The following is a 13031-nucleotide window of genomic DNA, read 5'->3' as shown; positions in this document are numbered from 1 at the left end:
CCCGCCTGCGCCCTACGACCTGGCCGGTGCCCTCGTCGAGGGTGGCGGCCCGCGAACTGCGTAGTGCCACGGTTGACCGGGTTCACGGACCGGCGAGGAGGACCTGTGTTCGGTTCCTAAAGGGCCTTGCAGGTTCCGGGGGGTTGGGGGCGTATGGGGAAGTGCGCGGCTAGTCCGGTGATCAGGAGCAGCCGCTTGACCTGTGGCGAGATCCCGGACAGGAGGAACGGTGTCGCAATGCGTCGCGCGTGATCGTTGATGCTCACCAGAGCGCCCAAACCGGCCGCGTCGATGAACGACAGCCCGCTCAGCTCCATGACGACCTCGTCGATCTTCCGGTGCCCGTGGTACGTCTGCCGCAGGATGTCGAGCAGGTGGTCACGTAGGACCGAGGTGGTGGCGATGTCTAGCTCCCCGGAGACGTGCACGATAACTGTCGCCCCCTGACGGCTTGTCGTCAGGTGCAGTGGCTCCATGGGCTCGGCTCCCCTGTTGTGTTCCCACACTGGAACATCTGCCGACTGGGGGAGCCGTCTCCCCATGAGGACCCTCGCGAGTCCGGAGACATACCCGGCCGCCAATTCGACACCTGACGTGGCGCGGGGTCCGGACGTCACGAGGAATCGCAAATGCGATTTGTACCAGATGTGTGGATTATTACTTTGTGTAGCCGTGTGCTTCCAGAACGAAGTGTACAAGTCCGTAGCTGCTCGCAAGGCCAGAGCCGTGATAACAACCGAAAATGATGACCGCACTTCCGTAACAACACTGACCTGCGTCGTTGGCAAGGCGGGCAACCTTCGCAATCGACCCATTTGCCCCCTCCGGGGTGGACGGGTTTTCTGGGCGCCGCTCGATGCGGGTGGTCGGTCGACCGTGGGAAGCGGAGGGCCGGTGGGGTTCGAGTTGGCGGACCTTAGTGATCGCGCTTGGATCGCCCCTGAGCGGATGAGCTCCCGGTCAGCGCGGGCAGAGGCCCAGCCAGATGAGTGTGCACAGCGTGTCGAAGGCGTCCTCGATGCCCGGCTGGTCCCAGTCGGCCGCGTGCACGGGGTCGTGGAAGCGGATCGTGGCGTCGAACACCGCTCGCGCCGTCGCGGCCGGGTCCGGGGTGACGAGTTCGCCCTTGGCCAAGCCGGTGGTGATGATCTGCTGGAGCTGGCCCACGAGGTCCGCGACGTGCCGCTCGATCACCTGACTCGCCTCGCCCACCAGCACCGTGTACGTCGCGAACAGCTCCGGGTCGTCGAGCGCCTTCTTGCGCTTGGCCGCGAACAGCGCCGACAGCCACGCGCGGAGCCGTACATCGGCCGGTCCGTCCGCCGCCATGACGGCGGTGAGCAGCGTGTGCGACTCGTCCAGCCACCGCTGCGTGACTGCCTCCCGCAGCGCGGCCTTGCTGGGAAAGTGCCGGTACACGCTGCCGTGACTGACCCCGAGTGCCCGGGCGACGTCGACGACCGTGGCCTTGGCGGGGCCGTACCGGCGGAGGACGTCCTGAGCCGCGGTGAGGATCTGGTCGGGCGTCAGGATGCCATCTGTCATATATCCAATTCTGTCAGTGCTCGCTGTCCAGGTGGGCCATCTGCGGAGCCGCGTAGCGGTCGCCGGCGGCGGCGTCGGCGGGAATGGCGGCCTCGATGCGGGCCAGGTCATCGGCCGTGAGCGTCACGTCGAGGGCGCCCAGGGCTTCGGCGAGGCGGTCGCGGCGGCGGGCTCCGACGAGCGGCACGATGTCGGTGCCCCGCGCGCCGACCCAGGCGATGGCCAGTTGCGCGACCGTCGCCCCCTTGGCCTCGGCCAGCTCGCGGAGGGCTTCGACGAGCGTGAGATTGTGCGCCAGGTTGTCGCCGGAGAAGCGGGGGCTGGCGGCGCGGAAGTCGTTGCCGGCCAGCGCGCGGTCCTTCGACCAGTGGCCGCTCAGCAGCCCGCGTGACAGCACGCCGTACGCGGTGATGCCGATGCCCAGCTCGCGGCAGGTGGGCAGGATCTCGGCCTCGATGCCCCTGGACAGCAGGGAGTACTCGATCTGGAGGTCGCTGATGGGGTGGACGGCGTGCGCGCGCCTGATCGTCTCGGCGCCCACCTCCGACAGGCCGATGTGGCGGACGTGGCCCTTGGCGACCTCCTCGGCGATGGCGCCGACGGTCTCCTCGATGGGGACGCTCGGGTCGACTCTGGCGGGGCGGTACACATCGACGTGGTCGGTGCCGAGGCGGCGCAGGGTGTAGGCGAGCGCGGTCCTGACGGCGGACGGGCGGGCGTCGTAGCCGAGCCAGTTGCCGTCGTAGTCGCGCTGGGCGCCGAACTTGACGCTGATCTGTACGGAGTCGCGGTCGCGGCCTTCCAGCGCCTGCCGGATGAGCAGCTCGTTGTGACCCATGCCGTAGAAGTCGCCGGTGTCGAGGAGGGTGATGCCGGCGTCGAGGGCGGCATGGACGGTGGCGATGGACTCGCTCTCGTCGGCCGGGCCGTAGAGGTCGGACATGCCCATGCAGCCAAGGCCGAGATCGGACACCCGTGGTCCGTTGTCTCCCAGAGTTCTCATGCTGACCACTATGGCATTACAGATGACAGATTTCAATATCTGTCATTTGCTCTGCCTTCCTTGGGTCCGGGCCGTGCCGGCGGCCCGATCGCCGACTGCTGGCAGGTGCCGATCACGTGAGCCCACAAGATCTCGTCGGCCGGGCCGAGCGGCCTGTTCTCCCAGGGACGTGAGCAGTACGTCCACTCGTGCGTGTTGTCCACTCTCTCGACCATCACCAGGCCCCTGCGGCGATCGCAGTGGTGGTAGTAGGCGACGTCGCCCCTGGTGTAGTAGTCGGACGGCACGCACACACGGGCGACGGCGTGGGCTGTTCCATCGAGGGCGGTGCCGGTGGAGAGCGCGAGCGTGGCACCGATCACGATGGCCGCCACGGCGGCTGGCGACTTTCTCATCATTTTTCGTCCTTCCCCGGCCTAGGGAACGTGGGCGGCTTCAGTCTGGCACGACAGGGATACTCTCCGTGATGGTGTTCGCCGTGGTTCGCCGGGCCGCCCGCCGAGCTAGGGTTGCCGAGTGCACATCGACGAACTGCTGCAGGCCATTCCGCCCGGGTGGCTCTGCGCTCTGGTCGGCCTGGTGATCGGGATCGAGAGCCTCGGCATCCCGCTGCCGGGCGAGATCGTGCTGGTCAGTGCCGCGCTCCTGGCCGCCAAGGGGGTCGTCAGCCCGGTGTGGGTGGGCGTCTGCGCGAGCGCGGGGGCGATCGTCGGCGACTCCATCGGGTACGCCATCGGGCGCAAGGGCGGCAGGCCGCTGTTCGAGCGGCTCGGGCGCCGATTCCCCAAGCACTTCGGGCCCCGCCACATCGGCAAGGCCGAGCACTACTTCGACAGGTTCGGGGTGTGGGCCGTGTTCGTCGGGCGGTTCATCGCGTTGCTGCGCATCCTGGCCGGTCCGCTGGCGGGGGCGTTGCGCATGCCGTACTGGAGGTTCCTGGTCGCTAACGTGCTCGGCGGGATCGTCTGGGCGGGCGGCACCACCGCGGTGATCTTCTATCTCGGGGTGGTCGCCGAGAAGTGGCTGAAGGGGTTCTCGTGGGTGGGGCTGGTGGCGGCGGTGCTGTGCGGCATCGCCACCACCTGGTTCGTCAAGCGGCGGGCCGCCTCAGCGCTCGATGAGGGTGACCTCGAGGGAGTAGAGCGAGGCCCGATAGACGTGTGAGCCGTGCTCGACGGCCCTGCCCTGGTCGTCGTAGGTGGTGCGGAGCATGGTGAGGAGCGGGGCGCCGCGCCGTTCGTCCAGCAGCTTGGCCTCGGCCTGGGTGGCCGCGCGGGCGCCGATGCGCTGGTTGGCGACCCGCATCCGCACACCCGAGCCGCGCAGCAGCTCGTACAGGCCGCGCCCCTCCAGGTCGGCCGCCGTCAGCTGGGCCAGGCCCAGCGGCAGCCAGTTGTGGAGCACGGCCAGCGGCTCACCGGCGGCGAAGCGGAGCCGTTCGAGGTAGAGCACCTCGGAGCCGGGTTCGACGCCGAGGATGGCGGCGATCTCCTCGGGCACCGGCCGGGGCTCCAGGGCCAGGACCTGGGTCGCCGGTTCCTGGCCCGCGCGGCGCAGGTCGTCGTACAGGCTGGTGAGCTCGACCGAGCGCTTGACCTGGCCGTGCACCACCTGGGTGCCGACGCCGCGCTTGCGGACCAGCAGGCCCTTGTCCACCAGATACTGGATGGCCTGGCGGATGGTGGGCCTCGACAGGCCCAGCTTGTCGGCGAGCAGGATCTCGTTGTCCAGCCGGGAGCCGGGCGCCAGGTCGCCTCGCCGGATCGCCTCGGCGATCTGCTCGGCCACCTGGAAGTAGAGCGGCACAGGGCTGGAGCGGTCCAGCTCGATCGCCAGGTTCGCGGTCATGCTGATCAGATTAACCGAGGTCAGAATGTCCTGACAATTAGCGCCGCTCAGAAATATGACATCATGTCTTGACATAATGGTGCTGGCTCGCCGCCCGCCCCTTCGTCCGGAGCGGTGGGCCGCCCCGCCGACGGCGTCCGAAGGGGAGGGGGAGCGGCCGATGAGGGCCCTGCTGCTGGACTTCGGCGGTGTGCTCGTCGAGGGCGTCACGCGTCCGTCGTGGGCCGCCGAACTGGCCGGGGAGGTGCACCGGCGGTTGATCGGCGCCGGGTGTACCGAGCTGGGCGCGGCCGACGCGGAGATCGACATCAGGGCGGGCGTGGCGGCCGACAAGTGCTGGAAGGACGCCATGTCCAGGCCGCGAGCGCCCAGGGAGCTGACGCACCGCGAGTTCTGGAGCGACTTCGTCGCCGCCGACTGGCCCGAGGCCGCCCGTGCCGTGGTGACGGCCGAGGCCACCGCCCTGTGCAAGCGGATGGGCGAGCTGCGGCAGCACTGCGAGCTGCGTCCCGGCATCCCCGAGTTACTGGCCGCCTGCCGGGCCAGGCAGGTGCCGGTGGCGGTGGTGAGCAACGCGCGGTGCGGGGTGGTGCACCGCGACTTCCTGGCCGCCCGGGGCGTCGAGGTGGCGCAGCAGGTCTACAGCGACGAGGCCGGCGTCAGGAAGCCGAACCCGGAGATGATCTGGATCGCCACCCGCGCGCTCGGCGTCGATCCGGCGGACGCCTGGTACGTCGGCGACAACCTCGACAGAGACGTCGTCTGCGGCCGGCGCGCCGGAGTGGGCATGACCGTGCTGATGACCTCGAAGAGCACGGCCCGCATCCCGTACCGGGTACGACAGCGCCCGACGGCCATCGTGGACGACGCCTTCGCCCTGATGGAGAAGCTATTGGAGGAGACATGGACGTGACACGGTTGCTCGGCACCGCCTCGGAGGCGGCCAGGGCGGTCGGACCGAGGCTGCGCGAGGCGTTCAGGTCGCGGCCCCCGGTCGCCACCAAGCGTGACTTCCACGATCCGGTCACCGAGCATGACCGGGCCGCGGAGGAGACGATCCGCGCCGTCATCACCGCCCATTGGCCAGACAGTGCGATCGTGGGCGAGGAGGGCGGTGTCACCGGCTCCGGCGAGCTGCGCTGGTATGTCGACCCGATCGACGGCACCGCCAACTTCGCCGTCGGCCTGCCGTTCTTCTGCGTCTCCATCGCCGCCGCGGTGGACGGCGAGTTGGTGGCGGGCGTCGTCTACGACCCGGTGCGCGAGGACGAGTTCACCGCCTCCACCGAGGGCGCCTGGTGCAACGGCACGCCGATCCGCAGCAAGGGAGCGGTGACCGACCGGGAGGCGATGCTGCTGTCCAGCTATCCCACGCCGCTGGACCTGGCGGCCGAGGGCGAGCAGGCGCTGCACCGCTACGGCCGCTTCCTGGAGTCGTTCGCCGCGGTGCGCCGGCCGGGCAGCGCCGCGCTCAAGCTCGCGCACGTCGCCGCCGGGTGGGCAGACGCCGCGTACGGCACGCACTCCAGCCCTTGGGACGTGGCGGCGGGCGCCCTGCTGGTACGCCAGGCGGGCGGCGTCTACATCGGCGATCCGCTGGAGAAGGGTGACTATCTGGCCTGCGTCGGCGGCTTCGACCTGCGCGGCTCCGTCCTCGCCGAAGTGGCGCCCTGATCGGTCCGGCGCTCATCGCGCGGTCCACCGAGCTGACCCGGATCAGCAAGTGACCTGGGCGCCGACCTGCGCCGTATGCATGCGAGAGAAGATCGCCTAGGGTGGCTCTCGTGCATCAGCCGTCGATTAGTCACAACAAGCCAGGAAGAGGCGAAACTTTTCGCCGGTCGCGCGGGCGGCTCGCCGTATGCATATGAAGGTCGTGGCCGAGCGGCTGCGGTGCCTGCGCGGCGCGCGTGGGCTGTCGATGAAGGCGGCCGCCGACGCGGCCGGGCTGAACACCTCCACGATCTACCGCATTGAACACGGCTTCGTCGCGCCGCGCGAGTCGACCGTGCGCCTCCTGCTGGCCCTGTACGGCGAGCAGGCGCACGAGCGGGCGTTGCTGTCGCTGCTGCGCGGCGAGCGCCCGCCCGGCTGGTTCGACGCGCCGCGGGTGCCGCTGTGGCTGACCGGCTTCCTCGAACTGGAGGACCAGGCGCAGGTCATCTACACCTACGGCCCACAGCACGTCCCAGCGCTGCTGCAGACCCGCGCCTACGCCGAGGCCGCGGTCCGCGCCGCCCACCACCCCGGCGTCACCCCCGAGCAGGTCAACGGCGGCGCCGACCTCATCATGCGCAGGCAGGAGCTGCTCGAGCGGCCCGGCGGCCCGCACCTGTGGGCGGTGCTCGACCGCAAGGCGCTCCTCGACCCGCCGCTGACCCGCTCCGGCGACCGGCTGGAGCAACTGGACGCGCTGGTCTCGGCCACCAAGCAGCCCACCATCGCCGTGCAGATCGCCCGGCCCAGCGCCGACACCGGCTACCTCTACCACGGCGCGCCGTTCACCCTGCTGCGCTTCCCGGAGCGGGACAGGCCCGACATGCTGGTGCTGCACCTGCTGCACGGGCCGGTTCTCGTCGAGGACCGGCGGCAGGCGGAGGACTACCAGCAGGCGTTCGCCCGGCTGTCGGTGTCGGCCTTCCGCGTGGACGACACCTTCGACGTGCTCGACACGGTCCGCGGGACGCTCGCCGGCTGAGAGGATGGGACTTTTCAAGGCGGCTCGACGGAGGCGACGTGGCGACCGAAGGCGACAGCCCGGTCACGTCCTTGGCGGGTGTCAGCACGGCCCGGATGTACGACGCCGCCCAGGGCGGCAAGCAGAACTTCGCCGCCGACCGTGCGGCGCTCCGGGCGGCGCGGCGGATCAGCGCGGACGCGGGCACCGCGCTCGTCGCGCACCACCAGCACGTGGGCCGGGTGGTCCGCCACCTGGCCGAGGCAGGCGCCGAGCAGTATGTGCTGGTCGGCACCGGGCTGCCCGGCCAGGGCCACGCCCACGAGGTCATCCATGAGATCTACCCGATGGCCCGGGTGGTCTACGCCGAGTGCGACCCGTACATGCTGGCGTACGCCGAGGCGATCATCGGCCGTGGCACCGACCGGGTCAGGATCGTCGGCTGCGACCTGTCGCGGCCGGCCGGCCTGCTGGACGACCCGGTGGTGCGTACGTTCGTGGACTGGGAGCGGCCCGTGGTGGTGGGCGTGCTGTCCACGCACGAGATCCCCGGCGGCGACACCGCCCAGCTCGCCAGGCTGCGCGCGGCCATGGTGCCCGGCAGCCACCTGTGGCTGACCGTGATCAGCCTCGACGGCTACGACGACGCGGTACGCCGGGCGGTGGCGGCCAGCCATCGCGAGCTCGGCCTGGTCATGCACCTGCGCACCCGTGAGCAGGCGCTGGCCCTGTTCGACGGCCTCGACCTGCTGGATCCCGGGCTGGTCTGGGTGCCGCAGTGGCGTCCCGACGGCACCGAGGTCGAGATCGCTCCGGCTCGTACGGGCTGGCTGGGGGGAGTGGCCAGGATCAGGTGAGCACTGATGCCCGGTCAGTGCCCCTTGCGAAAGTCGCCGGCCTGCCGGACGTGCTCGATCATGATGCGCTCGGCCGCGACGCCGTCGGCGCCGTCGAGCGCGGCCAGGATGCCCTCGTGCGCGTCGAGCTGCATCTTGACCTGCTCGGTGTCGAGCCACAGTGAGGCCTCGGCGGGCACGGGGAGGCTGTCGCGCACCGCTCTGGCGTGCTGGCCGAGGAAGGCCGGGCCGCCGATGTCGGCGATGCGCAGGTGGAAGAGCCTGCTCTGCTCGCCCAGCCGGTCGTTTCTGCCCTCCTCGGCGTCGCGGACCATCGAGGCGTGCAGCTCGCGCAGCGCGGTCAGGTCGGCGGTGGTGATCCGGGAGGCGGCCAGGCGGGCGCCCAGGCCCTCGACGACCGCGCGCAGGCCGTAGTACTCCTCCACCGCCTCGTCGCCCAGGTCGACCACGGTCGCGCCGTGATGGGCCTCGTAGCTGATCAGCCGGTCCTTCTCCAGCCTGCGCAGCGCTTCGCGGACCGGGGTGACCGAGACGCCCAGCCTGCGGGCCACCGCCCCGGCGCGCAGGGCGGTGCCACCGGGGATCCTGGCCGTGCGGATCTCGTCGAGCAGCACGCTGTAGACGTATTCGGCCTTGCTCATGGGCGGCCGCGGCTCGCTGGTCGGCATGTCCATCAGTGTCCCGCAATTCAAGACGACGGTTGACCTATGAGATATTTCTTATAAGTTACATGTTCATGACTCCCCTCGCTGACCTGCGGGTCATCGACGCCGCCACGTTGTTCGCCGGGCCATCCGCCGCGATGATGCTCGGTGACTTCGGCGCCGACGTGATCAAGATCGAGCATCCCCGCCGCGGCGACCCGTCACGCGGGCACGGCGCCTCGGTCGACGGGGTGGGCCTGTGGTGGAAGACGCTGTCGCGCAACAAGCGCGCCGCCGCGGTCGACCTGTCGCGCGCCGAAGGGCAGGAGATCCTGCGCCGCCTGGTCGAGCGTTCCGATGTACTGGTCGAGAACTTCCGCCCCGGCACCCTGGAACGCTGGGGCCTGGCCCCCGGCGACCTCATGGACATCAACCCGCGCCTGATCGTGGCGCGGATGACCGGCTTCGGGCAGTTCGGCCCGATGGCCAAGCAGCCCGGCTTCGGCACGCTGGCCGAGGCGATGAGCGGGTTCGCGGCCATGACCGGCCAGCCGGACGGCCCGCCCACGCTGCCGCCGCTCGCCCTGGCCGACGGCATCGCCGGGCTGGCCATGTCGTACGCCGTCATGGTCGCCCTGCGCGCCCGCGAGCAGAGCGGGCGCGGCCAGATCATCGACATGGCCATCATCGAGCCGATCCTGGGCCTGCTCGGGCCGCAGATGAGCGCGTTCAAGGCGCTCGGCGTCGTGCCCCAGCGCACCGGCAACCGCTCCAGCAGCAACGCGCCGCGCAACACCTACCGCACCCGCGACGGCCGCTGGCTGGCCATCTCCACCAGCGCCCAGCCCATCGCCGAGCGCGTGGTCACTCTGGTCGGCCGGCCCGACCTGGTCGAGCAGCCCTGGTTCGCCAGCGGCCACGGCCGGGTCCAGCACGTCGACGAACTCGACGAGGCCGTCGCCTCCTGGATTGCCGAACGCGACGCCGAAGAGGTCGTCGCCCGCTTCGAGGAGGTCCAGGCGGCCATCGCCCCCATCTACGACGTCTCCGACATCGCCGAGGACCCGCAGTACGCGGCTCTGGACACCTTCATCGAGGTGCCGGACGAGGAACTGGGCTCGGTCACCATGCAGAACGTCCTGTTCCGCCTGTCGGACACGCCCGGCGCGGTCACCTGGCCGGGGCGGCGCCTCGGCCACGACACCGACCAGGTGCTCGGCGAGCTCGCCTACAGTCCCGAGGAGATCGCCCGGCTGCGCGAGGACGGGGTGATCGCATGAGCGTCCCCGTCACCTGGCTGTACGTCCCCGGCGACCGGCCCGAGCGGTTCGACAAGGCCGTCGCCTCCGGGGCCGATGTGGTCATCATCGATCTGGAGGACGCCGTCGTGCCCGCCCGCAAGGACGAGGCCAGAGCCAACGCCGTCGCCTACCTGGCGCGCCGTACCGGATCCGCCGAGGTGCACGTCCGGATCAACGACCTGGCGAGCGGGCGCGGGCGGGACGACCTCGCCGCGCTCGGTGGCCTGGCAGGGCTCGACGCGGTCCGGCTGCCCAAGGTCGAGTCGGCCGGCGTGCTGGACGGGCTGGCCGTCAAGGCGTACGCGCTGCTGGAGTCGGCGGCCGGGATCGTCGCCGCCCACACCATCGCCGCCCACCCGGCCGTGGCGGGCGTCGCGCTCGGCGAGCAGGACCTGGCGGCCGAGCTGTCGATCACCGACGAGACGGCCATGAACCACCTGCGACTCCAGGTCGTCCTGGCCGCCGCGGCCGCGGGCCTGCCGCCCGTGCCGATGTCGGTCTACCCCGATGTCCAGGACGAGGCGGGCCTGGCGGCCTCCTGCCGGGCGGGCCGCGCGCTCGGCCTGTTCGGCAGGACCGCCATCCATCCGCGCCAGATCCCGGTGATCAGGCGGGCGTTCAGCCCCACGCGGGAGGAGACGGACCGGGCCACCGAGATCGTCCAGGCCGCCGAGGAGGCCGAGCGGGCCGGGGCAGGCGCCGTCGCGCTGCCGGACGGACGCTTCGTCGACGCGCCGATCGTCGCCAGGGCCCGCCGAACCCTCGCCCTCGCCGAGCGCCTCGCGCCCGAGGACTTTTCTTAACCGTCCCCCCATTGGAGGCAATTTCGTCATGGGCAGCGCCGTCTGGGCACTCCTCGCCTACATCGCCATCATCGTCGTCTGGAACGGCGTGCTGAAACGCAACATCGGTGAGGCGATGCTCATCGGGTTCCTCGGGGTGTGCCTGTTCGGCGGTACCGGATTCTTCGGCCTGGCCTGGGCGGGCATCTCCGACGCGCTGGCCGAGGAGGTCGTGTTCGCCGCCCTGGCGTTCGTGTTCATGGGCTACCTGCTCACCAAGCTGGGGTTGATCCAGGAGCAGGTGACGGTGCTCAACTCGATCTTCGGGCGGCTGCGCGGCGGCGCCGGATACGTCTCCACCTCGGCCGCGGCGCTGCTCGGCGGGCCCGCCGGCTCCGGCTCCGGCATCGCCGCCTCGGTGGGGTCGGTGACGATCCCGTGGATGACCAGGTCCAACTGGCGGCCCGACCTGGCCGCCGCGCTGGTGGCGGGCAACGCCGGGCTGGGCATCTCGATCCCGCCGAGCTCGTCGATGTTCCTGCTGCTCGGCTCGGCCGCCGTGGCGCCGGTGCTGACGGCCGACCAGTTGTTCGTGCCGGCGCTGGTCGGCGGGCTGTGGACCGTGCTCTACCGCTTCATCGTCGTGTTCGTCTGGGTACGGCGCCACCGCATCGAGGCCACCGACGCCGCCGACCTGATCCCGCTGCGGGCCGCCCTGCGCGCCGGATGGGCGTCGCTGCTGGTGTACGCGGGCATCGCCGTGCCGGTGGTCCTGACGCTCGACTTCGGCGTCAAATGGATGGAATCACGCGTCGGCGAGGCCGCGGACGACATCAGCATCGTCGTCTGGATCCCCGTGCTGACCGTGCTGGCCACGCTCGCTGTCGCCTGGAAGCGGCTGCCGCGCACCGGGCGCGCCTGGAGCGAGCTGCTCGGCGACATGGCCCAGCGGTACGCGGTGATCGGCGCGACGCTGTTCTTCGCCTTCGCGGCCGCGGCCAGCCTGGGCGAGCTCGGCCTGGTCGACCAGCTCACAGCGATCATGAAGGAGCTGGACGCGCCGGCGGTCGTCATCGCCACGCTGGTCGGGCTGCTGATCGTGATCATCGCGGCGCCGCTGACCGGGACCGCGACGATCGCCGCCGTCGGCGGTGTGGCCTTCAGCGCGCTGACGGCGGCCGGAGTCGCGCCGGTGGCCGCGGCCACCGCCATCATGATCTTCGCCTCCACCGAGGGCGCCTCGCCTCCCGGCGCGGCCCCGATCTACATCGCCAGCGGCATCGCCGGCATCGACCCGGCCAGGATCTTCGCCCGGCTCATCATCTGGTTCGTCGTCCCGGTCCTGGCCCTCGGCGTGCTGGTGGCGACCGGCGTGCTGCCGATCTGATCGAAAGGACCCTCGCAGTGGACACCCTCAAGCGCGCGACGATGACCCTTTTCAAGATCGGGCTGGTCGTGTTCCTCGCCCTCGGCGTCGCGGTGGTGCTGGCCCAGGCCGCCGGCCTGGTCGCCGGTGACCCGGGGCTGGTCTCCGGCGCCGTGTCGAACCTCGGTATGGCGATGACCGTGGCGGCCGGGGTCACTGGGCTGCTCGGCTTCATGATGTCGTACCTGTTCAAGTGGAAGGCGGGGGAGGACTAGGCGGAGCCGGGCGCCCAGCGGGCCTGCAGCTCGGCGTCCTCCGGCGGCGGGCCGGGCAGCGGCCGCTTGTCCGGCGGCAGCCGCAGCGAGTCGAGCACCAGCGCCAGGTAGCGGTGCCTGAGCTGCTCGGTGCGCCCGTGGTCGCCCAGCTTGACCGAGGCGAGCTGCTCGAACAGCAGCGCCACGTCCGACACCGTGATGTCCGGCCGGAGCACCCCCGCCCCGGACGCCTTGCCGTGCACCTGGATGGCCAGGTCACTGGCCCGCATGGCGGCCTGATAGAGCTCCTCCGTCGGCTGGAACGTCCCGGCCAGCGCGATCGTGAGAGAGTGGGTGTCGGCGTCGACGATCTCCCGCATGTAGGTGGCGAAGGCGTCCCAAGGGTCGCCCTGGTCGGCCATCGCCTTCTCCGCGGCGGCGATGTACAACGTCAGCCCGTCGAAGCAGAGCTTCTGCAACAGGGTCTCCTTGCTGGGATAGCGCCGGTAGAGGGCGCTGATCCCGACGCCCGCCCGCTCGGCCACGGAGGCGATCGGGGCACCGGGATCGGCGGTGAACACCGCCCGTGCCGCCTGGAGGATCAACTCGTCGTTGCGGGCGGCCTGTGCCTTGCGGCCGCTCATCGGTGCAGAGGTCATGCGCCCAGCATACGGGAACAGATAATTCCGTTCTACTAATCTGCGTGGGCGCGTGTGGGCCGATCTTACGTCCTGACATCACGGCCAAAAGATGA

The 13031-nt window shown here is 70.6% G+C and carries 16 protein-coding genes; 9 read left to right on the top strand and 7 right to left on the bottom strand.

The annotated features are described in order from the left end of the window. Positions 1-116: 116 nt before the first annotated feature. The 4 genes from AB0B91_RS44415 to AB0B91_RS44400 form a co-directional block, all read right to left on the bottom strand. Positions 117-476, bottom strand: a complete 360-nt coding sequence (locus tag AB0B91_RS44415) for an STAS domain-containing protein (RefSeq protein WP_358333987.1) — start codon at positions 474-476, stop codon at positions 117-119. A gap of 484 nt (positions 477-960) precedes the next feature. Further along, a complete protein-coding gene (locus AB0B91_RS44410) occupies positions 961-1545 on the bottom strand; it encodes a TetR family transcriptional regulator (protein WP_358333984.1) in 585 nt (194 codons plus the stop codon). A gap of 13 nt (positions 1546-1558) precedes the next feature. Then, positions 1559-2548 (bottom strand): aldo/keto reductase, encoded by a 990-nt coding sequence (locus AB0B91_RS44405; RefSeq protein WP_358333982.1) that lies wholly within the window; start codon positions 2546-2548, stop codon positions 1559-1561. 32 nt (positions 2549-2580) lie between these two features. Further along, the gene (locus AB0B91_RS44400; protein ID WP_358333979.1) at positions 2581-2946 is read right to left on the bottom strand and encodes a DUF6355 family natural product biosynthesis protein; all 366 of its coding nucleotides are present in this window, start codon (positions 2944-2946) and stop codon (positions 2581-2583) included. Positions 2947-3064: 118 nt separating this feature from the next. On the opposite strand from AB0B91_RS44400, the gene AB0B91_RS44395 reads away from it, so the two are divergent. Then, a complete protein-coding gene (locus tag AB0B91_RS44395) occupies positions 3065-3712 on the top strand; it encodes a DedA family protein (protein ID WP_358333976.1) in 648 nt (215 codons plus the stop codon). On the opposite strand, the gene AB0B91_RS44390 is transcribed toward AB0B91_RS44395, so the two are convergent. Continuing rightward, entirely contained in the window at positions 3656-4396 is a 741-nt protein-coding gene (locus AB0B91_RS44390) for a GntR family transcriptional regulator (RefSeq protein WP_358333973.1), read from the bottom strand. The two genes, AB0B91_RS44395 and AB0B91_RS44390, sit on opposite strands and share 57 nt — an antisense overlap. 160 nt (positions 4397-4556) lie before the next feature. Between AB0B91_RS44390 and AB0B91_RS44385 the strand changes: the two genes are divergently transcribed. The 4 genes from AB0B91_RS44385 to AB0B91_RS44370 all read left to right on the top strand — a co-directional run bounded on the left by AB0B91_RS44385 (position 4557) and on the right by AB0B91_RS44370 (position 7930). Beyond that, positions 4557-5309 carry an HAD family hydrolase gene (locus AB0B91_RS44385; protein ID WP_358333970.1) on the top strand — a complete coding sequence of 251 codons (753 nt, stop codon included), beginning with the start codon at positions 4557-4559 and terminating at the stop codon, positions 5307-5309. After that, the gene (locus AB0B91_RS44380; protein ID WP_358333967.1) at positions 5300-6070 is read left to right on the top strand and encodes an inositol monophosphatase family protein; all 771 of its coding nucleotides are present in this window, start codon (positions 5300-5302) and stop codon (positions 6068-6070) included. Before AB0B91_RS44385 ends, AB0B91_RS44380 begins: the two co-directional genes overlap by 10 nt. A gap of 193 nt (positions 6071-6263) precedes the next feature. Further along, the gene (locus AB0B91_RS44375; protein ID WP_358333965.1) at positions 6264-7094 is read left to right on the top strand and encodes a helix-turn-helix transcriptional regulator; all 831 of its coding nucleotides are present in this window, start codon (positions 6264-6266) and stop codon (positions 7092-7094) included. A 38-nt stretch (positions 7095-7132) separates the two neighbouring features. Then, entirely contained in the window at positions 7133-7930 is a 798-nt protein-coding gene (locus AB0B91_RS44370) for an SAM-dependent methyltransferase (protein WP_358333963.1), read from the top strand. Positions 7931-7944: 14 nt separating this feature from the next. On the opposite strand, the gene AB0B91_RS44365 is transcribed toward AB0B91_RS44370, so the two are convergent. Further along, the gene (locus tag AB0B91_RS44365; protein ID WP_358333961.1) at positions 7945-8598 is read right to left on the bottom strand and encodes a GntR family transcriptional regulator; all 654 of its coding nucleotides are present in this window, start codon (positions 8596-8598) and stop codon (positions 7945-7947) included. 68 nt (positions 8599-8666) lie between these two features. On the opposite strand from AB0B91_RS44365, the gene AB0B91_RS44360 reads away from it, so the two are divergent. Genes AB0B91_RS44360 through AB0B91_RS44345 form a run of 4 tightly spaced genes read left to right on the top strand, consistent with a single transcriptional unit; the run spans position 8667 to position 12298 of the window. Beyond that, positions 8667-9854, top strand: coding sequence for a CoA transferase (locus tag AB0B91_RS44360; protein ID WP_358333958.1), 1188 nt, complete (start codon positions 8667-8669; stop codon positions 9852-9854). Continuing rightward, positions 9851-10678: a CoA ester lyase gene (locus AB0B91_RS44355; RefSeq protein WP_358333955.1), complete on the top strand. Its 828-nt coding sequence runs from the start codon at positions 9851-9853 to the stop codon at positions 10676-10678. The genes AB0B91_RS44360 and AB0B91_RS44355 overlap by 4 nt, the downstream gene beginning before the upstream one ends. A 28-nt stretch (positions 10679-10706) precedes the next feature. Then, a complete protein-coding gene (locus AB0B91_RS44350; protein ID WP_358333952.1) occupies positions 10707-12044 on the top strand; it encodes a TRAP transporter large permease subunit in 1338 nt (445 codons plus the stop codon). Between the two features lie 17 nt (positions 12045-12061). After that, positions 12062-12298, top strand: a complete 237-nt coding sequence (locus AB0B91_RS44345) for a hypothetical protein (RefSeq protein ID WP_358333949.1) — start codon at positions 12062-12064, stop codon at positions 12296-12298. Here AB0B91_RS44345 and AB0B91_RS44340 read toward each other — a convergent pair. Next, entirely contained in the window at positions 12295-12936 is a 642-nt protein-coding gene (locus AB0B91_RS44340; protein ID WP_358333946.1) for a TetR/AcrR family transcriptional regulator, read from the bottom strand. The genes AB0B91_RS44345 and AB0B91_RS44340 overlap by 4 nt on opposite strands. Between the last annotated feature and the right edge of the window lie 95 nt (positions 12937-13031).

Origin of the sequence: Nonomuraea sp. NPDC049141, assembly GCF_040648415.1 — a bacterium.
Classification (GTDB): domain Bacteria; phylum Actinomycetota; class Actinomycetes; order Streptosporangiales; family Streptosporangiaceae; genus Nonomuraea.
Note: the sequence above shows the minus strand (reverse complement) of the source record. Positions and strands in the feature narration are given on the sequence as shown.